This is a genomic window from Clavibacter michiganensis subsp. tessellarius (assembly GCF_021922985.1).
Classification (GTDB): domain Bacteria; phylum Actinomycetota; class Actinomycetes; order Actinomycetales; family Microbacteriaceae; genus Clavibacter; species Clavibacter tessellarius.
The window spans coordinates 2,951,053-2,969,531 of the sequence record NZ_CP040788.1 but is presented as its reverse complement, the minus strand read 5'-3'; the positions used below and the strand labels follow the sequence as shown (position 1 = coordinate 2,969,531).

The 18,479-nt window shown below is 74.9% G+C and carries 20 protein-coding genes; 8 read left to right on the top strand and 12 right to left on the bottom strand.

Going from position 1 to position 18,479, the window contains the following annotated elements; all coding sequences use genetic code 11:
• Positions 1-17 precede the first annotated feature (17 nt).
• Positions 18-1,724 carry a glycoside hydrolase family 32 protein gene (locus tag FGG90_RS14150; RefSeq protein ID WP_094126401.1) on the top strand — a complete coding sequence of 569 codons (1,707 nt, stop codon included), beginning with the start codon at positions 18-20 and terminating at the stop codon, positions 1,722-1,724.
• 52 nt (positions 1,725-1,776) lie between these two features.
• Here the strand turns inward: FGG90_RS14150 and FGG90_RS14145 are convergent, their stop codons facing one another.
• The 3 genes from FGG90_RS14145 to FGG90_RS14135 all read right to left on the bottom strand — a co-directional run bounded on the left by FGG90_RS14145 (position 1,777) and on the right by FGG90_RS14135 (position 3,848).
• A complete protein-coding gene (locus tag FGG90_RS14145) occupies positions 1,777-2,235 on the bottom strand; it encodes a MarR family winged helix-turn-helix transcriptional regulator (RefSeq protein WP_094126402.1) in 459 nt (152 codons plus the stop codon).
• Positions 2,236-2,325: 90 nt separating this feature from the next.
• On the bottom strand, positions 2,326-2,784 hold the full coding sequence (locus FGG90_RS14140; RefSeq protein ID WP_094126403.1) for a VOC family protein: 459 nt from the start codon (positions 2,782-2,784) through the stop codon (positions 2,326-2,328).
• Between the two features lie 110 nt (positions 2,785-2,894).
• Entirely contained in the window at positions 2,895-3,848 is a 954-nt protein-coding gene (locus FGG90_RS14135; protein ID WP_094126404.1) for an aldose 1-epimerase family protein, read from the bottom strand.
• Positions 3,849-3,923: 75 nt separating this feature from the next.
• Here FGG90_RS14135 and FGG90_RS14130 point away from each other — a divergent pair, with 75 nt between their 5' ends.
• Complete coding sequence (locus FGG90_RS14130) at positions 3,924-4,724, top strand: DsbA family protein (RefSeq protein WP_094126405.1); 801 nt, start codon at positions 3,924-3,926, stop codon at positions 4,722-4,724.
• A gap of 26 nt (positions 4,725-4,750) precedes the next feature.
• Here FGG90_RS14130 and FGG90_RS14125 read toward each other — a convergent pair whose 3' ends face one another.
• Positions 4,751-5,716 carry a DNA-3-methyladenine glycosylase family protein gene (locus FGG90_RS14125; RefSeq protein WP_094126406.1) on the bottom strand — a complete coding sequence of 322 codons (966 nt, stop codon included), beginning with the start codon at positions 5,714-5,716 and terminating at the stop codon, positions 4,751-4,753.
• Positions 5,717-5,781: 65 nt separating this feature from the next.
• Between FGG90_RS14125 and FGG90_RS14120 the strand changes: the two genes are divergently transcribed.
• A complete protein-coding gene (locus FGG90_RS14120) occupies positions 5,782-6,282 on the top strand; it encodes a pyridoxamine 5'-phosphate oxidase family protein (RefSeq protein ID WP_094126407.1) in 501 nt (166 codons plus the stop codon).
• Between the two features lie 93 nt (positions 6,283-6,375).
• On the opposite strand, the gene FGG90_RS14115 is transcribed toward FGG90_RS14120, so the two are convergent.
• Positions 6,376-7,083, bottom strand: a complete 708-nt coding sequence (locus FGG90_RS14115) for a nucleoside/nucleotide kinase family protein (protein WP_094126408.1) — start codon at positions 7,081-7,083, stop codon at positions 6,376-6,378.
• 38 nt (positions 7,084-7,121) lie between these two features.
• On the opposite strand from FGG90_RS14115, the gene FGG90_RS14110 reads away from it, so the two are divergent.
• The 5 genes from FGG90_RS14110 (at position 7,122) to FGG90_RS14090 (ending at position 11,436) form a co-directional block, all read left to right on the top strand.
• Entirely contained in the window at positions 7,122-8,147 is a 1,026-nt protein-coding gene (locus FGG90_RS14110; protein WP_043585234.1) for a 6-phosphofructokinase, read from the top strand.
• Between the two features lie 64 nt (positions 8,148-8,211).
• On the top strand, positions 8,212-9,237 hold the full coding sequence (locus FGG90_RS14105) for an acrylyl-CoA reductase family protein (RefSeq protein ID WP_094126409.1): 1,026 nt from the start codon (positions 8,212-8,214) through the stop codon (positions 9,235-9,237).
• 84 nt (positions 9,238-9,321) lie between these two features.
• The gene (locus FGG90_RS14100; protein ID WP_094126410.1) at positions 9,322-9,714 is read left to right on the top strand and encodes a DUF1304 domain-containing protein; all 393 of its coding nucleotides are present in this window, start codon (positions 9,322-9,324) and stop codon (positions 9,712-9,714) included.
• Positions 9,715-9,793: 79 nt separating this feature from the next.
• Entirely contained in the window at positions 9,794-10,453 is a 660-nt protein-coding gene (locus FGG90_RS14095) for a biliverdin-producing heme oxygenase (protein WP_094126411.1), read from the top strand.
• Between the two features lie 161 nt (positions 10,454-10,614).
• Positions 10,615-11,436 carry a DNA/RNA non-specific endonuclease gene (locus tag FGG90_RS14090; RefSeq protein WP_094126412.1) on the top strand — a complete coding sequence of 274 codons (822 nt, stop codon included), beginning with the start codon at positions 10,615-10,617 and terminating at the stop codon, positions 11,434-11,436.
• 64 nt (positions 11,437-11,500) lie between these two features.
• On the opposite strand, the gene hemL is transcribed toward FGG90_RS14090, so the two are convergent.
• From hemL to FGG90_RS14055, 7 genes are all read right to left on the bottom strand, one after another.
• On the bottom strand, positions 11,501-12,868 hold the full coding sequence (hemL, locus tag FGG90_RS14085; protein ID WP_094126413.1) for a glutamate-1-semialdehyde 2,1-aminomutase: 1,368 nt from the start codon (positions 12,866-12,868) through the stop codon (positions 11,501-11,503).
• A gap of 81 nt (positions 12,869-12,949) precedes the next feature.
• Entirely contained in the window at positions 12,950-13,930 is a 981-nt protein-coding gene (gene hemB, locus FGG90_RS14080) for a porphobilinogen synthase (protein ID WP_094126414.1), read from the bottom strand.
• Positions 13,927-14,766, bottom strand: a complete 840-nt coding sequence (locus FGG90_RS14075; protein WP_094126415.1) for a uroporphyrinogen-III synthase — start codon at positions 14,764-14,766, stop codon at positions 13,927-13,929. Before FGG90_RS14075 ends, hemB begins: the two co-directional genes overlap by 4 nt.
• Positions 14,763-15,749 (bottom strand): hydroxymethylbilane synthase, encoded by a 987-nt coding sequence (gene hemC / locus FGG90_RS14070; RefSeq protein WP_094126416.1) that lies wholly within the window; start codon positions 15,747-15,749, stop codon positions 14,763-14,765. The genes FGG90_RS14075 and hemC overlap by 4 nt, the downstream gene beginning before the upstream one ends.
• Positions 15,746-16,996: a ferrochelatase gene (locus FGG90_RS14065; RefSeq protein WP_094126417.1), complete on the bottom strand. Its 1,251-nt coding sequence runs from the start codon at positions 16,994-16,996 to the stop codon at positions 15,746-15,748. Before FGG90_RS14065 ends, hemC begins: the two co-directional genes overlap by 4 nt.
• A complete protein-coding gene (gene hemQ, locus FGG90_RS14060; RefSeq protein ID WP_094131203.1) occupies positions 16,996-17,736 on the bottom strand; it encodes a hydrogen peroxide-dependent heme synthase in 741 nt (246 codons plus the stop codon). Before hemQ ends, FGG90_RS14065 begins: the two co-directional genes overlap by 1 nt.
• 88 nt (positions 17,737-17,824) lie before the next feature.
• Positions 17,825-18,388, bottom strand: coding sequence for a TIGR03086 family metal-binding protein (locus tag FGG90_RS14055; protein WP_094126418.1), 564 nt, complete (start codon positions 18,386-18,388; stop codon positions 17,825-17,827).
• Positions 18,389-18,479 lie beyond the last annotated feature (91 nt).

Here is an 18,479-nt window from a genome sequence, read left to right as displayed (position 1 = left end):
GCGAGGAGCTCGACGACATGACCTCGACACCGGCGCGCCCGGACCCCGTCCCGCCCGTCGCCGTCGGCCCCTCGACCGCCCCGGCGACGCCCGCCCGGACGCCGCCCGTCGCGGGCGTCGCGCTGCGGCTCCGCGACCACATCCGGTCCCTCGCCCGCCGCCATCGCCGCGCGCTCGTCACGGTCGTCGCGATCCTCGTCGTGGCCGCCCTCGTCGTCGCCGTCCGCGGCATCATGGGCCCCGACCGCGGCCCCGTCGCGCCTCCGCCGCCCGCGCCGCGGTCCGCACCCGACGGCATCCGCATCGCCCCGAACGACGAGTTCATGAACGACCCGCAGCGGCCCTTCCTGCTCGACGGCGTGTGGCACGCCTACGCGCTCGTCAACGGCGACCACCCGGGCGGCAACGGATCGTCGTGGCGGCACTACACGAGCCCGGACATGGTCACGTGGCACGACGAGGGCATCGCGATCGACAAGTACGACACCCCGCTCGGCGACGCCGAGACCGGCAGCGTCGTGGTCGACACCGCGAACACGTCGGGCCTCGGCGCCGGCACGGTCGTCGCGATCCTCACGCAGCAGTCCGACGGCGTGCAGCGGCAGTCCCTCTACTCCTCCACCGACGGCGGATACCGGTTCGCGCCCTACGCCGGCAACCCCGTGATGGACAACCCGGGCGGGCCCGACTTCCGCGACCCGAAGGTCGTGTGGGACGGCGCGCACGGCCGCTGGAGCATGGCGCTCGCGGAGGGCCGGCGGATCGGCTTCTACACGTCTCCCGACCTGATCCACTGGACCTACCGCTCCGACTTCGCGCGCGACGACCTCGGAACGCTCGAGACGCCGGACGTGTTCCCCCTCGCGAGCCCGGACGATCCCGGCCGCGTCCGCTGGGTCCTCGCGGCCGGCGCGGACGGATCCGCCGAGGGCCGCGGCACGGGAACCGCGTACTGGGTCGGCGACTTCGACGGCGAGCGCTTCACGCCGGACGACGCCGCCCCGCGCTGGCTCGACCGCGGCGCGGACCTCTACGCGGCCGTGACCTGGGCGGATCCCGCCGACGACCCCGCGGCCCCCACCCGCCGGTACGCGATGGGCTGGGCGAGCAGCTGGGCCTACGCGCGACAGCTGCCCCTGCGGGACGGCGGATCCGGCGGCGCCCAGTCGATCGTGCGGGAGCTCCGCCTCGAGCCCGACGGCGCCGGATGGGCGCTGCGGTCCACGCCCCTCGACGCCCTGGCCGGACGCGAGGGCGAGGCCCGCCCCGTCGCCGACGCCCGGGTGTCCGGCACGACGCCCCTGGCCGACGGACCCGGCGGCCCGTCCCGCCTCCGGCTCACGCTGACGCCCGACCCGGCGGATCCGGCCCGCGAGACCCGCGTGCGCCTCGCCTCCCCCGAGGGCGGCACCGTCACGGTGGGCTACGACGCCGAGCGCCGGCAGGCGTTCGTCGTGCGCGACGACGACCCCGACGGGATCGTGCCGGATGCCTACGACCGGCCGTCGACCGCGCCGCTGCCCGCCTCCGCGCCGGGGGATCCGGTGACGCTCGACCTCGTCGTGGACGACCGGGTCCTCGAGGCCTTCGTCGACGGCGACGCCGCCGTGCTCACGACCGCCACGGTCGGCTCGCTCGACGGGGCCGCGCTCTCCGTGGAGGCCGTGGACGGCACGACGCGCGTGACCGACGCGAGCTGGACCGCGTTCGACGCGGCCGGTTGATCGGATCCGCGCGCGTCCGCGGTCCGCGGCCGGGCCCCGGCCGCAGCCGTCCTCAGACCTCGGCCGCCTCCGCCGCCGCGCCGCTGAGGCGCCCCACCACGTCGTCGAGCGCGTCGCGCAACGCCTCGAGCTCCGCGATCGAGAGCCCCGTCCGCGCGGCGGCCTGGGCGGGGACGTGCACGGCGCGCTCGCGGAGCTCCCGGCCCGCCTCGGTCAGCGACACCACGACCACGCGCTCGTCCGCCCGGCTGCGCGCCCGGTCGACGAAGCCCGCGCCCTGGAGGCGCTTGAGCAGCGGGGTCAGGGTCGCGGGCTCCAGCTGGAGCGCGACGCCCAGGTCGGAGATGGAGCGGTCGTCCCGCTCCCAGAGCGCCAGCATCACGAGGTACTGCGGATGCGTCAGCCCGAGCGGCTCGAGGATCGGCCGGTACACGGCCACCACGGACCGCGCGGCGACCACCGCCTGGAAGCACACCTGGCTCTCGAGCGCCAGCGGATCCGTCGTCGTCATGCGTCCTCCTCGACCGTCGCGCGGTGCACCCCTCAGTGCACGGGGTTGATGTTACGCAAGCGGGGAAATGCGGATCCGCGGCGGGCGGGATCAGCCGGCGACGACGAGCTCGACGTTGATGTCGTCGGGGTCCTGCACGGACAGGATCGACATGCCCGTCGGGAAGTCGATGACCTCGCCGTGGGAGATGCCGCGCTCCGCGAAGAGGGCGGCCGCGCGCACGAGGTCGTCGCGCGAGCCGACCTGCAGGCTCACGTGGTCGAGCCCGCGCGCCTCGGGGTCGAACGCGGCGTCGGCGCCCGCGCCCGCGACCGGGCGGAGGCCCAGCAGCTGCGAGCCGACGCCGTAGATGACGCCGCCGAAGTACTGCGCCGGATCCTCGCGCACGGCGGGGTCGCTCGGGTCGCCCTCGCTCTCGATGGCGGGCGTGAGCCCCAGCACGCCCTCGTAGAAGGCGCGGGAGCGCGCGAGGTCGGTGACGGAGAGGCGCACGTGGTGCACCCCCGTGATGGAGTCGAGGGCGGCGGAGGTCGGAGCGGTGTCGGTCATGGTCCGACGCTAGGACGGTGCGCCGGCGGCGTCCCGGTCGGCTTCGCTTTGCGACCACGGCTCCCCGGGCGCACCCAGCGGGGACCCGCGGCGAGCCTCCGCCCGACCGCTCAGTCGTGCAGGTCGATGCCCCAGGTGCCGGTCCACTCGGATCCGGGCTCCAGGGTGATGAGGCCGTCGCCCGAGTTGAACGCGTCGGCCGGCGCCGTCATCGGCTCGACCGCGACCGCCCACACGTGGCCGTCCGCGACCGGGTACCACGGCGTCACGAAGACCTGCCAGTAGGTGAACTCGCCGTCGGCCCAGATCTCGGTGCGGCGGCCGTCGGGCGCCTGCACGCCGTGGCGGGTGACGCCGTCGACCACGCGGGCGTCGGCCCACGCGTCGTCGAGCTGGGCGTCGCGCACGCGCACGCCCTGCCGCAGGTCGAACCGGGTGCCCTCGACCGGGGTCTGGACGCCCGTGGGGTTGAGGCGGACGGGATCCACCTCGATGTGGGTGGGCGCGTCGATGACGACCTCGAGGTCCTCGGTCGGAACGTCGCCGACGCGGAGGAACGGGTGCGTGCCGACGGCCACGGGCGCGTCCTGGACGCCGACGTTGCGGATCCCGTGCGTCACGCGGACGCCGGATCCCGTGAGCTCGTACCGCACGCTGGTCTCGAGGGCGAAGGGGTAGCCGTGCTGCGGGTGGACGTCGGCGGCCAGCGTGATCGACGCGTCGTCGCGCTCCACGAGGCGGTACGGCGCGTGCTGCAGGAGGCCGTGGATCGCGTTCTCGCGGTCGACCTCGGTGATGTCGAGCTGGTGCTGCACGCCGTCCTGCTCCCAGACGCCGTCGCGGATCCGGTTGGGCCAGGGCGCGAGCACGATGCCGCTGCAGAACGGGGGCGTCGCCCGGTCGGGGTAGGACTGGACGAGGTCCGTGCCGTCCACCTGGAGCACGCGGAGGGCGGCGCCGACCTCCGCGATCACCATGCGCTGCGTGCGGCCGTCCACCTCCGCGACGATCTCGTGCTGCTGGCCGGTGGGGAGGCGGGGTACGTACGTCACGTCGTCGGGCACGCGCCGAGCCTATCCATACGCGGCGCTGTGGCGCCTCCCAGGGGCACCAGCGCGCCGATCCCTAGGATCGTGCGCATGGCCCGGCATGAGAACGACAAGGTACGCGCGATCCGCGAGAAGGCCCGCATCGAGCGCGCCCTCGACGACCGGCGCCGCAAGCGCCGCCGCCTCATCGCGCAGTTCTCCGTCGCCGGCGGCCTCGTCGTCGTGATCGCGGCCATCGCGGGCGGCGTCTACCTCCTCGGCCAGTCGCAGTCGGCGAGCGCCGCGGGCCCCGTGCAGGAGACCACCGCTCCCCTGTCCACGGGCGACACGGTGCGCGTCGCGACCGAGCCGCACGGCGTGAGCGTCGGCGCGGCCGACGCCCCCGTCACGCTCGACGTGTTCGAGGACTACTCGTGCCCCCACTGCGCGCAGTACGAGGCCGAGACCGGCCCGCTACTCGACCGGATCGCCGCCACCGGCCAGGTGCGCATCGTGTACCACCCCATCCAGATCGTCACGAAGTACGGCCAGGTCGCGGGCAGCGCCGCCGCGTGCGTGCTCGCCGAGGAGCCGGACAAGTGGCCCGCCGTGCACTCGGCCCTGTTCGACAACCACTCCACCATCACCGACTCGTGGACCCATGCCGACTTCGTCACCTGGCTGACGACCGAGGGCGTGTCCTCGGACGCCGCGCGCACGTGCGTGGCCGAGGGGAAGTACTCGTCGTGGATCACCGAGAACACCTCGGACGCCACCGCGGCGGGTGTCACGGGCACGCCGACGCTCCGGATCCAGGGCGACATCGTGAAGACGGTCGCCGGCCAGGACCTGGTCGACGCGCTCACGACGGCCGGCGCGCAGCTCCCGGACGGCATCGCCGCCGACAGCTGATCCGCCCGGCGCGGCGCTCCCGCGGCTCAGTGCCCGCGGTGGTCCTGCACCGTCATGCGCGGCCCGAACCGCGGCTTGCGGAACCCGCTCGCCTCGATGAGGCGCATCACCCGCTGACGGTGCCCGCGCCACGGCTCGAGGAGCTCGAGCATGCCGTCGTCGTCGACCGGGTGGCCGACGAGCGCCCACCCCACGGTGTCGTGCACGTGGTAGTCGCCGACGCTCACGGAGTCCGGATCCCCGTGGGCGCGCTGCGTGGTCTCGGCCGCCGTCCAGATCCCCACCCCCGGGATCGACCGCAGCCGCCGCGTGATCTCCTCGCTCCCCCGCCCGAGCGCGAGCGTCCGCTCGAGGCCGGCCGCCGAGGACGCCGCGGCGATGAGCGTGCGCGACCGCTTCGGGTCGACGCCCGCGCGGTGCCACTCCCACGACGGGATGAGGCGCCAGCGCTCGGGGGACGGCAGCACGCGCATGCCGACCGGCGCGGGACCCGGCGCGGGCTCGCCGTGCGCGAGCACCAGCTGCCGCCACGCCCGCCGCGCCTCGAGCCCGGTGACCTTCTGCTCGAGCACCGCGGACGCCATCGCCTCGAGCACGTGGTTCGTGCGCATCAGCCGGAGCGCGGGCAGGCGGCGGCGCGCGTCGCGGAGGAGCGGATGGGCCGACACGTCGAGGTCGGACCAGTCGTCGCCCTCCCCCAGCAGCTCGGGCACGCCCTCGATCACCCACTCGGCGCCGGGGCCCCAGGCGCGCGCGTCGACGCCGCCGCCGGGCCGGGCGTCGAGCCGCAGGGACGCGTTCCCGAGCGGCGTGCGGGCCGTGCGCCAGACGCCCGTGCGGCGGGATCCGGGCGGGGCCGGATCCCAGCGGCAGGTCGGATCCGCGACGCCGCGGAAGAGCGGGCGGAGCACGAGCCGGAGGTCGACCTCGCGGTCGGGCACGTACGCGGTGCGCGCGTCGGGGGCGGTCGCCTCGCCGCCGCCCTCGTCCATCCCCTCAGGGTACGCACGGCCGCCGACCCTCCTCGGCCGCGCCGGGCGCGCGTAGCGTCGGCCGCATGACCGACACCACGAACGACCACCAGGACGACCGCGCGCGCGTCGCCGAGCTCGTGAAGAGCGCCCGCATCGCGCTCCTCACCACCGTCAACGCGCACGGGCAGCTCGTGAGCCGCCCGCTCGCCAGCCAGGAGCGCGACTTCGACGGCGACCTGTGGTTCTTCACGCAGGATCCGAGCGACAAGACCGCCGAGATCCGCGCGAACGACCAGGTGAACGTGTCGCTGCAGTCGGGCGACGGGTTCCTCTCCATCGCCGGCACCGCGGAGATCACCCGCGACCGCGCGCGCATCGACGAGCTGTGGTCGACGGGCGCCGAGGCGTGGTTCGAGGGCGGCAAGGACGACCCGACGGTCGCGCTGATCCGCGTGCACGCCGACGCGGCCGAGTACTGGTACCAGGACACCCCGAAGCCGATCGCGCTCATCAAGTACGCCAAGGCCGCGATCACGGGCGAGCGCCCGAAGGACGTCGGGGAGCACGGCACCGTCGAGCTCTGACCGGCCTCCGCCGCGGACGCCGACGGCCCGGATCCGCACGCGGGTCCGGGCCGTCGTCGCGTCCGGGTGCCCGGCGGGTCCGGGTGCCGGGCGCTACCCGTCGACCGCCGCCGGGACGCCCGGCGCCGTGCCCGCCACCACGAGGTCGGCCCGCCCGCGCGTCCCCTCGATGAGCACCGCGTTCGCGCCGTCGACCTCGCGGGCCCACGCCTCCGCGGCGTCGGGCGCCCGGCCGCCCGTCGTGTGCCGGTCGACCAGGCGCGCGAACCGCTCGTCGCCCGGCGTCGCGCAGAACCACGCCTCGTCGACCTCCGCGCGCAGCAGCGCCCACGGATCCTCGTCCACGAGCAGGTAGTTGCCCTCGACCACGACGAGGCGCGCGCCCGCCTCCACCGCGATCGCCCCCGCGACGCCCTCGTTGACGGCGCGGTCGAACGACGGCGCGTAGACCGCGTGCCCGGTCTCGGCCCGCAGCCGCCGCACGAGCGCCAGCACGCCCCATCCGTCGAACGTGTCGATCGCGCCCTTGCGGTTGTGCCGGCCCAGCCGGTCGAGCGTCGCGTTCGCCAGGTGGAAGCCGTCCATGGGCACGTACGCGGCGGTGCCCGCGCCGGCGAGCGCGTCGACGCGGGCCACGAGCGCCCGCGCGAGCGTGGTCTTGCCGGCGCCCGGGCTGCCGGCGATGGCGAGGATCGCCCGACGGCAGTCGCGCACGAGCCCGAGCGCGCGGCGGGCGAGCGCGTCGAGGTCGTCGACGGGGCGGGGGGAGGGGTGCGGGCGCGCGTCCGGCTCGGTGTCCATCCGCCCAGTCTCGCGGGACCGTGCCCCATGATGGAGTCGTGCGCATCGGAATCCTCACCTCAGGCGGAGACTGCCCCGGACTCAACGCGGTGATCCGCGGGGCGGTGCTCAAGGGAACGACCATCCACAAGCAGGAGTTCGTGGGCTTCCGCGACGGCTGGCGGGGCGTCGTCGACGGCGACGTCATGCCGCTCGCGCGCCGCGACATCCAGGGCATCGGCAAGCAGGGCGGCACGATCCTCGGCACCAGCCGCACGAACCCGTTCGAGGGCGACGGCGGCGTGGAGCGGATCCAGGAGAACCTCGACCGCCTCGGCATCGACGCGATCCTCGCCATCGGCGGCGAGGGCACGCTCGCGGCGGCGAAGCGCCTCACCGACGCCGGCCTCAAGATCGTCGGCGTCCCCAAGACCGTCGACAACGACCTCGACGCCACCGACTACACGTTCGGCTTCGACACCGCGGTGCAGATCGCGACCGACGCCATGGACCGCCTCCGCACCACGGGCGACTCGCACAGCCGCTGCATGGTGGCCGAGGTGATGGGCCGCCACGTCGGCTGGATCGCGCTGCACTCCGGCATGGCCGCGGGCGCGCACGCGATCCTCATCCCGGAGCAGAAGACGTCGATGGACGAGATCATCGCGTGGGTCCGCTCGGCCTACGACCGCGGGCGCGCGCCGCTCGTCGTGGTGGCGGAGGGCTTCGTGCCCGAGCACGCGTCGGACGCGCACGGCGAGCGCGGGCTCGACGCCTTCGGCCGCCCGCGGCTCGGCGGCATCGGCGAGCAGCTCGCGCCGATCATCGAGGAGCGCACCGGCATCGAGACGCGCGCCACGACCCTCGGCCACATCCAGCGCGGCGGCACCCCGTCCTCCTACGACCGCGTGCTCGCGACCCGCCTCGGCCTCGCCGCGGTCGACAGCGTGCGCGACGGCCACTGGGGCCGCATGGTCGCGCTCCGCGGCACCGACATCGTGCACGTGGGCTTCGAGGAGGCGCTCGGCCGCCTCAAGACCGTGCCGCAGCACCGGTACGACGAGGCCGCGATCCTCTTCGGCTGATCCTTCGGCCCTGTCGCCCCGCGGCCGCTCGCGCCTCGCGATCACCCGGGCGTAGCGTGACCGCATGACGTATCGCGCGCTCGTGGCCGAGCAGACCGTCGCCGACGACGGCACCGAGGGCATCGAGGTGGCGCTGCGCGACCTCCCCGACGAGCGGGCGACGGGCGGCGCCGACGGCCCGGCCGCCGGCGAGGTCGTGCTCGACGTCCTCCACTCGAGCGTCAACTACAAGGACGGCATGCTGCTCGACGGTCGCCCCGGCATCGCGCGCACGAGCCCGCTGGTGGCCGGCATCGACGCGGTCGGCACGGTCGCGGCGAGCGGATCCGACGCCTTCTCCCCCGGCGACCTCGTGGTGCTGAACGGCGCCGGCCTCGGCGAGAGCCGGGACGGCGGGCTCGCCGAGCGCGTTCGGGTGCCGGCCGACGCCCTCGTCCCTGTGCCCGACGGGATCTCCGCGGCGCGCGCGGCGGCGATCGGCACCGCCGGCTTCACCGCGATGCTCTCGGTGCTCGCGCTCGAGCGCGGCGGCGTGGAGCCCGGCTCCGGCGACGTGCTCGTCACGGGCGCGGGCGGCGGCGTCGGATCCGTCGCGGTCGCCCTCCTCGCGCGCCTCGGCCACCGGGTCGTCGCGAGCACCGGCCGCGTCGACGAGCTCGGCGACCGGCTGCGCGCGCTCGGCGCCGCCGACGTGATCGACCGCTCGGAGCTCGGCGAGCCCGGGAAGCCGCTGCAGCGCATCCGCTGGGCGGGCGCGGTCGACGGCGTGGGCAGCGCGACCCTCGTCAACGTGCTCGCGCAGACCCGGTGGGGCGGCGTCGTCACGGCGGCCGGCCTCGCGCAGGGGCCGGACCTGCCGGGCACCGTGCTCCCGTTCATCCTCCGGGCCGTGACGCTCGCGGGCATCAACTCCGTCGACGCGCCCGCCGCGCTCCGGCGCGAGGCGTGGGGCCGGCTCGCGACCGACCTCGACCTCGGGCTGCTCGACTCGGTCACCACGACCGTGCCCCTGGACGGCGCGATCGCGGCCGGCGCGCGGATCCTCGCGGGCACCTCCAGCGGCCGGATCGTCGTGGACGTGCGCGCCTAGCACCCGCCGGAGGCGCGCCCCGCGGCCGTCCGCCGCGCGCTAGCCTGGGCGCGATGCGGCACCCTGCCGCCGGAGTGAGGGATCATGACCGCAGTCGCCGCCACCGGCACCATCTTCGTCGGGCTCGCGGCCGTGCTGCACGCGTTCTTCTTCCTCCTCGAGAGCGTCTGGTTCGAGAAGCCCTTCGCCTGGAAGCGCTTCGGCGTCGCTGACCAGGAGAAGGCGCTCATCATCAAGCCGTGGGCCTACAACCAGGGCTTCTACAACCTGTTCCTCGCGCTCGGCGCGGGCCTCGGGCTCATCCTGTACTTCGTCGGCAACGTGCCCGCCGGCCTCACGCTCGTGCTCTTCACGACGGCGTGCATGGTGCTGGCCTCGATCATCATCGCGAGCACGGGCAAGAAGTACCTGGTCCCCGCGCTCGTCCAGGGCGTGCCGCCGCTGCTCGGCCTCGTCTTCTTCGCCGCGGCCTCCTGAGCCGCACCCGCGGGTCCGCCGGACGGGGCGTGCGAGCCCTTCCGCCGGGCCCGCAGATGAGGTTAGGCTCACCTACATCATGAACGTCGTCCCCCTCACCGAGGCCCTCCGCGACCGCGCACGACCGCGCGCCGAGGCGACGGACGCGGACGAGTTCATGACGGCGCTGGTCACCGGCCGCGGCTGCCGCGACGACTACGTCGCCCTCGTCGCGCAGCACTACTTCATCTACCGCGCCATCGAGGCGGCGACGGAGCGCATGGCGGCGGATCCCGTCGCCGCCCGCTTCATCGACCCGCACCTCACCCGCCTCCCCGCCATCGAGGCCGACCTCGACTTCCTCGTGGGGCCCGACTGGCGCGACGTCGTGCGCCCGCTCGCGAGCACGGCCGCGTACGTCGAGCGGATCGAGCGGGTCGCCTCGGTGTGGGTCGGCGGCTTCGTCGCGCACCACTACACGCGCTACCTCGGCGACCTCTCCGGGGGCCGCCTCCTCCGCACGCTCCTCCAGCGGCAGTTCGGCTTCGACACGAACGGCGTCGGCCTCTACCTCTTCGCCGAGATCGCGGAGCCGCGCCGCTTCTGCAGCACCTACCGCGAGGCGCTCGACCAGGTCCCGTGGGACGACGACGAGCGCGCCCGCGTCGTCGCCGAGGTCGAGCACGCGTACCGGCTCACGACCGACGTCTTCGCGGAGCTCGCGCGGGGACGCGCCACGGCGCCGCTGCGGCGCGCCTGACGCGCGCGGTTCCCGAGCCCGCGCGGCTCCCGAGCCCGATCGCGTCGCACGGCGCCTGCCGCGTCCGCCGCGTCGCCGCACGTACGCCCGTCGCCCGCCGGCCCCTGGGCGTCCGCCCCGCGGCCGGGTCGCACGTCCGAGGGCGGGCATAGGCTCCGGTCATGGACGGCTACGACCTCGACTTCCTGCCCATCCCGCTCCCGCTGCCCGATCCCCCGGCCGACGCCCGGCCGGTGCGCCTCGACTACCTGCACTTCTCGGTGCTCATGGACGTCGATCGCCGGCTCGCCGCGCTCACGGCCGTGAACATCGACGGCGCCCGCCTCGTGGACGTGGAGCGCACGGACGACTGGCACCTGGATCCGCGCCTGCCCGAGGAGCAGCAGTGCGGCCCCGAGCTCTACGCGCGCAACGACATCGACCGCGGGCACCTGGTGCGCCGGCGGGACCCGGTGTGGGGCGGCATCGCCGAGGCGGCCCGCGCGAGCGCCGACACCTTCGCGTACACGAACGCGGCGCCCCAGGCGGCGGAGTTCAACCAGTCGAAGGAGCTGTGGCTCGGCCTCGAGGACTTCGTGCTCGACAACGCCGACCTCGGCGACCGGCGCATGACGGTCTTCACCGGGCCCGTCTTCTCGGACGACGACCCCGTGTACCGCGGCGTGCGGATCCCGCTGATGTTCTGGAAGATCGCGGCCTGGGTCTCGGGCGACCGGCTGGCGGCCACGGCCTACCTCCTCGACCAGGCCCCGCAGCTGGGCGACCTCGACCGGACGACCGCGACCGCGGACGCGCCCGAGCTCGGGCCGTACCGCACCTACCAGGTGGCCGTGTCCGAGATCGGCGCGCTCACGGGCCTCGACGTGGCGCAGCTCGCCGCCGCCGACCGGCTCGGGGTGCCCGCGACCGCGCGCGTCGGCACGCCGGAGGACGGCCGCGACGCCTGGGTCGAGCTGGAGCGGTACGCGGCGATCACGCTCTGACGCGCGTCCCGCACGACGGAGGTCCCCGCCACCCGGCGGGGACCTCCGTCGTGCGCGGGCCGGGTCAGGCCGGCGGGCGGGCGTCCGCGGCCGCGCGGGCGGCGGCCGGGAGGGCGCGGATCACGCGGTCGAGCGAGGCCTCGTCCATCGCGGCCGAGACGAACCACGCCTCGAAGACCGACGGCGGCAGGCTCACGCCCTGGTCGAGCATCGCGTGGAAGAAGGCCGGGTAGCGCCAGGTCTCCTGCGCCTGCACGGTGGCGTAGTCGACTATCCCGCGCTCGGGCGGCGTGCCGAAGGTGAAGCTGAAGAGGCTCCCCGCGCGCTGCACGGAGTAGGCGAGGCCGGCCCGGTCGAAGGCGAGCTGCACGGCGTAGATCAGGATGTCGGCGGCGATCTCCAGCGCGCGGTACACGTCGGCGTCCGCGAGGCGGAGCGTGGTGAGGCCCGCGGCGACGGCGACCGGGTTCCCGGAGAGCGTCCCCGCCTGGTAGACGGGGCCGAGGGGCGCGAGGTGGTCCATCACGTCGGCGCGGCCGCCGAGCGCGGCGACGGGGAGGCCGCCGCCGATGACCTTGCCGTAGGTGACGAGGTCGGGCGTCCACGCGTCCGGGTGGTCGGCCGCGAGGCCGGCGTTGTCGAGACCCCAGTAGCCGGCCGGGTGCACGCGGAAGCCGGTGAGCACCTCGTCGGAGATGAGCAGGGATCCGTTGTCGTGGGCGATGCGCGCGAGCTCGGCGGTGAAGCCGGGCAGCGGCGGGACGACGCCCATGTTCGCGGCGGCGGCCTCGGTGATCACGGCGGCGATGCGCGGGCCGTGCTCGGCGAACACGGCGCGCACGGCGTCGAGGTCGTTGTAGGGCACGACGATCGTCTGCGCGGCGATGGCCTCGGGGATGCCCGCGGAGCCGGGGAGGGCGAGCGTGGCGACGCCCGAGCCCGCCTCGGCGAGGAGGCTGTCGGAGTGGCCGTGGTAGTGGCCGGCGAACTTCACGAGGAGGTCGCGGCCCGTGAACCCGCGGGCGAGGCGGATCGCGGTCATGGTGGCCTCGGTGCCGGTGGACACGAGGCGGAGCTTCTCGACGGGCCGGCGGTCGGCGGATCCGTCGACGCCCGCGACGCGCACGCGCTCGGTGACGAGCTCGGCGAGCTCCGTCTCCGCGGGCGTGGTGGCGCCGAAGCCGAGGCCGAGCGCGGCCGCGTCCTGCACGGCCCGGACGACCTCGGGCCGGGCGTGGCCGAGGATCGCGGGGCCCCACGAGTTGACGAGGTCGACGTACTCCACGCCGTCCGCGTCGGTGACGTAGGGGCCGGCGGCCTTGACCATCATGCGGGGGGTGCCGCCGACGGAGCCGAAGGCGCGGACGGGCGAGTTCACGCCGCCGGGGATGACGTCGCGTGCGCGGTCGAAGAGGTCCTGGGAGTGGGTCACGGTGAAGTCCTTCGGTGCCGGGCGCGGATCCGCTCGGGTACGGGGCCGGATTCGCGTCCGGCGAGGAGAGGGGGGAGGGGCTCAGCGCCGGGCGAGGCGCTCGGCCAGCTCGACGGCCCAGTAGGTGAGGATCGCGTCGGCGCCGGCCCGCTTGATGCCGAGGACGCTCTCCTCGATGGCGCGCTCGCGGTCGATCCAGCCGTTCTGCGCGGCGGCCTCGATCATCGCGTACTCGCCCGAGATCTGGTACGCCCACACCGGCACGCTGCTCGTGGCGGCGACGTCGGCGAGGATGTCGAGGTAGCTCATGGCGGGCTTCACCATGACGACGTCGGCGCCCTCCTCGATGTCGAGCTCCACCTCGCGGAGGGCCTCGCGGCGGTTGCCGTTGTCCATCTGGTAGGTGCGGCGGTCGCCCACGAGCTGCGAGTCGACGGCCTCGCGGAACGGGCCGTAGAAGGCGCTCGCGTACTTCGCGGCGTAGGCGAGGATCGCGACGTCGTGGTGCCCGGCGTCGTCGAGGGCCTCGCGGACGGCGCCGACCTGGCCGTCCATCATGCCGCTGAGGCCGAGGAGGTGGGATCCCGCCTCCGCCTGGGCGAGGCCCATGGCGCGGTAGCGGTCGAGGGTGCGGTCGTTGTCGACCACGCCGTGGGCGTCGAGGACGCCGCAGTGGCCGTGGTCGGTGAACTCGTCGAGGCACAGGTCGGTCTGCACGACGAGCGCGTCGCCGACCTCCTCCACCGCGACGCGCGTGGCGACGTTGAGGATGCCCTCGGGGTCGCTCGCGCCCGAGCCCTCGGCGTCGCGCACCTCGGGCACGCCGAAGAGCATGACGCCACCGATGCCCGCTTCGGCCGCCTCGACGAGCGCGCGGCGCAGGCTGTCGAGCGAGTGCTGCGAGACGCCGGGCATCGACGTGATGGGCGACGCCTCCGTGAGGCCCTCGCGCACGAACATCGGCAGCACGAGGTCGGCCGCGTGCAGGCGCGTCTCCGCCGTGAGCCGGCGCATGGCCGGCGAGGTGCGGAGGCGGCGCGGGCGGTAGTAGGGGGAGGTCATTCCGTGGTGTTCCGATCGAGGAGGTCGGCGAGGCCGCTGAGCCCCGCGGTGTCGGTGCGCGGCTCCTGATGGCGGGCGAGGTCGACGAGGGACTGGATGAGGGACGCAGCCGAGCGCTCCGGCGCGACCACGTCGACGCGGACGCCCGAGCGCCGGGCGTCCTTCGCGGTGCGCGGCCCGATGCAGGCGATGACCACGCCGTCCGGCACGTCGCCGAGCTGCTGGTGCACCTGCTCCGCGACGCTGCCCGAGGTGACGAGGATCGCGCGGACGCGGCCCGAGGCGACGTCCTCGCGGATCCGGTCGCTGACGGGCACGCCGACCGTGCGGTACGCGACGACCGAGCGCACGTCGTGACCACGCGCGATGAGGCCGTCGGTGAGGGTGGGCTTGGCGATCTCGGAGCGGAGCGTGAGGACGCGACGGCGCGGGGACCCCGCGTCCATCTCCGTCCACTCCTCGAGGAGCGCGGTGGCGGAGGACTCGATGGACGGCACGAAGTCGACCGTGTAGCCCGCGGCGACGAGGGCCGCCGCCGTGGTCTCGCCGACCGCCGCGATGCGCGTGCCCACGGGCACGACGGCGCGGTGCGACGCCAGCACGTCGACCGTGGTGGCGCTCGTGACGGTGAGCCAGTCGAAGGACCCCGCGGCGAGGTCGGCGAGGGCGCGCTCCAGCGCCTGCGCGTCCTGCGTGGCGGCGAAGTTGATCATGGGCGCGACCACCGGGGTCGCCCCCTGCGCGCGCAGGTCGTACGCCACGCCGTCGCCCCACGGCCCGCCGCGGGGCACGAGCACGCGCCAGCCCTTCAGGGGCTTTTGGTCCGTCGCGGTCATCGGGTCCCTCCCAGCGGCGCGAGTCCGGCCGCTCCGGCGTCGAGGAGCTCGCGGGACACGGGGCCCGAGAGCGTCGAGGCGTACGCGGTCAGCTGGTCGATGCCCATGCCCGCGGTGTCGAGCTCGTGGCTCGCGGTCATCCGCTGCGACCCGTCGGGCCGGTAGACGACGGCGGTGAGCTCGAGGCGCGCGCTCGTGACCGTGGCCCGCGCGCCGATGGGCGCCGCGCAGCCGGCCTCGAGGGCGGCGAGCACGCCGCGCTCCGCGAGCACGGCCGCATGCGTGAACGGGTCGTCGACGCCCTCGACCGCGCGGCCGACGACCGAGTGCGTCTCGGCGTCCTCCGTGCGGATCTCGAGCGCGAGCGCGCCCTGCCCGGGGGCGGTGGGCCAGCGGTCGAGCTCGAGGTGCTCCGTGACGGCGTCGAGCCGGCCGATGCGCTGGAGCCCGGCGGCCGCGAGGACCACCGCGTCGAGGTCGCCCGCGGTGACGCGGGAGAGCCGGGTGTCGATGTTGCCCCGGATGTCGACCACGTCGAGGTCCGGCCGCTCGGCCAGGACCTGGGCGCGGCGGCGCGGGGATCCGGTGCCGACGCGGGCGCCGCGCGGCAGGGTCGCCAGGGTGAGGCCGTCGCGTGCGCAGAGCGCGTCGCGCGGATCCGCCCGGACGGGCACCGACGCGACCGTGAGGCCGTCGTACGGCGCGGTCGGCAGGTCCTTGAGCGAGTGCACGACGAGGTCGCACTCCCCGCGCAGCAGCGACTCGCGGAGCGCGCTCGCGAACACGCCGGTGCCTCCGAGGCTCGCGAGCGACTCGCGCGACGTGTCGCCGTGGGTGGTCACGGGCACCAGCTCGACCTCGAGTCCCGACGCGTCGGTGATCTCCGCGGCGATGGCCCGCGTCTGGGCCAGGGCGAGCGCGCTCCCCCGGGTCCCGATGCGCAGCGTGCCGCGATCCTCCGACGTGAGGGGACCGTCCGTCACGGTGCCAGCCCGGAGACCGCCGGCTTGAACCCGAGCCGGACGTTCTCGCAGCAGCCCGGACGGCAGACGTCGTACCAGGGGCCGAGGTCGGTCATGTGCGGGCGGTCCTCCGCCTTCACGCCGTCGCGGCGCTCGAGCACGAGATCGATGAGGCCGTCGACGTAGGCGGCGTGCACGCCCGGGGTGGGCACGCGCACCGAGTACAGGCCGTTCTCCTGGGCGGACTCGGTGGCCTCGTTGTCGAGGTCCCACTTGACCTCCATGTGGTCGCTCACGAAGCCGAGCGGCACGATCACGACGGCGCGGCGGCCCTGCGCGGGCAGCTCGCCGATGGCGTCGTTCACGTCGGGCTCGAGCCACGGCATGGAGGGCGGGCCGGAGCGCGACTGGTAGACGAGCTGCCACGGGACGTCCTGGTCGATGCCGAGCTCCTTCCGGACCTCGTGCATCACGACCTCGGCGACGGCCAGGTGCTGCGCCGCGTACGCGCCGTCCTCGTCGAAGCCGCGCTCGGCGGGGCCGGACTTGGCCGCGTCGGAGGACGGGATGGAGTGCGTGGAGAACATGACCTCGACGTCGGTCGCGAGGTCGACGGGCGCGCCCTCGGCCTCGAAGTGCGCGACGACGTCGCGGATCCCGTCGCGCGTGCCCTCGATGAACGGCGTGACGAAGCCGGGGTGGTCGAAGAACTGGCGCACCTTGTCGATGCGGACGACGCCCTGCAGGCTCGTGTCCTCGAGCGCGTCCGCGAAGTCCTCGCGGTACTGGCGGCAGGAGGAGTACGAGCTGTAGGCGCTCGTGGCGACGGCGATGAGCTGGCGGTAGCCCTTCTCCTCGGCCTCGCGGAGCGCGTCGTTGAGGTACGGACCCCAGTTGCGGTTGCCCCAGAGCACGGGCAGGTCGATGCCGCGCTCGGCGAGGCGCGCCTCGAGGGCGGCCTTCAGCTCGCGGTTCTGCTCGTTGATGGGGCTGATGCCGCCGAACGCGCGGTAGTGGTGGGCGACCTCCTCGAGGCGCTCCTCGGGGATCCCGCGGCCGCTCGTGACGTTGCGGAGGAACGGGATGACGTCGTCCTGGCCCTCGGGTCCGCCGAAGGAGGCCAGCAGGATCGCGTCGTACGCGACGGGCTCCTCGACGTGGGCGGGGCCCATCTTCGCGGCCTCGCTCGCGGCGGAGACGAGGGCGCCGGGCGCCCGGGGGGCGTCGGTGGCGGGGGCGGGCTTGCGACCCAGGTTCACTGCGGCCATTACTGGAGGACCTCCACGAGCTCGGCGGTGGTGATGCGGCGGCCCGTGTAGAACGGGACCTCCTCGCGCACGTGACGGCGCGCGTCGGTGTTGCGCAGGTCGCGCATCATGTCGACCAGGTCGACGAGCTCGTTCGACTCGAGCGGGAGGATCCACTCGTAGTCGCCGAGGCCGAACGACGAGACCGTGTTGGCGATGACGCTGCGGAAGGCCGCGCCCTGGCGGCCGTGCTGGGCGAGCATGCGCCCGCGCTCCTCGGGCGGCAGCAGGTACCACTCGTAGGAGCGGACGAAGGGGTAGACGCAGAGCCAGTCGCGCGGCTCCTCGCCCCGGAGGAACCCGGGCACGTGGCTGCGGTTGAACTCGGCGTCGCGGTGGACGCCCGCGGCGCTCCACGACGGGATGAGCGCGCGGACGAGGCGCGCGCGGCGGATCTCGCGGAACGCCCACTGGAGGGTCTCCATCTGGGGGCCGTGGATCCAGACCATGAGGTCGGCGTCGGCGCGCATGCCGGAGACGTCGTAGAAGCCGCGGACGGTGACGCCCTCCGCCTCCACGATGTCCACGATGCCGTCGAGCTCGTCGACCGCGCCCGGGACCTCGCGGCCGTCGAGGTCGTCGGGGCGCTGGGGATCGCGACGGAGGACGGCCCACAGGGCGTAGCCGCTGGGGGACGCTTCCGCGGGGGGCTCGATCGGGGGGACCTGAGATGCCGCCGACTCGGCAGCCGGGATGCTCATGGTCTCCATGGTACGTCGCCCGGGCACCCCGTCCCGCATCGGGCGGGCGGCCGTCAGATCATCCGCAGGCGGACGCCCGCCCGGCCGGTCAGCGGGCGTCGCGCCCGGTCAGCGCGAGCAGGCGGACCTGCAGCGGCGCGTCCTCCCCCACCGGCACGGGCGAGGCGAAGAGGCCGCTCGCCTCGAGGGTGTCGCGCTGCGGCTCGAAGACCGTCCAGGTCGCGCGGACGAGGTCGTCGTCGATGCGCTCGTCGGCGCCGATGGCGCGCGCGAGGTCCCAGCCGTGGATCACGACGTCGGACAGCTGCTCGCGGAGGTACTCGCGGGCGGGCACGCGGTCGGTCGAGAGCACGACCGGGCGCTCGGGATCCGCGTCGCGCCAGGCGTCGAGCGCCTCGCGGGAGTAGCGGCCCCACTCGGCCACGAGGTCGTCGTCGAGCCCGCGGATGAGCGGCTGCCCGGTCTCGGCGGTGTGGCCGGCGAGGAGGAGCGGCACCCACTGCTGCTCCTCGATCACGTGGGCGACGAGCTCGCGGACGTCCCACTCGACGTCGGGCGTGGGCGCCGACCAGTCGGTGACGGCGCGGAGGCGGTCGCCGAATCCGTCGTGCGCGCGGCGGATGAGGTCGGTCCAGTCGTGGTCGGTGTCCATGGTCGCGCTCCCGTCGGTGGTGTCCCGGGGGAACGTCCGGGCCGGTCGCGCGCATTCCCGCACCCGATCCTTCGCGCGGGTCGGCGCCGCC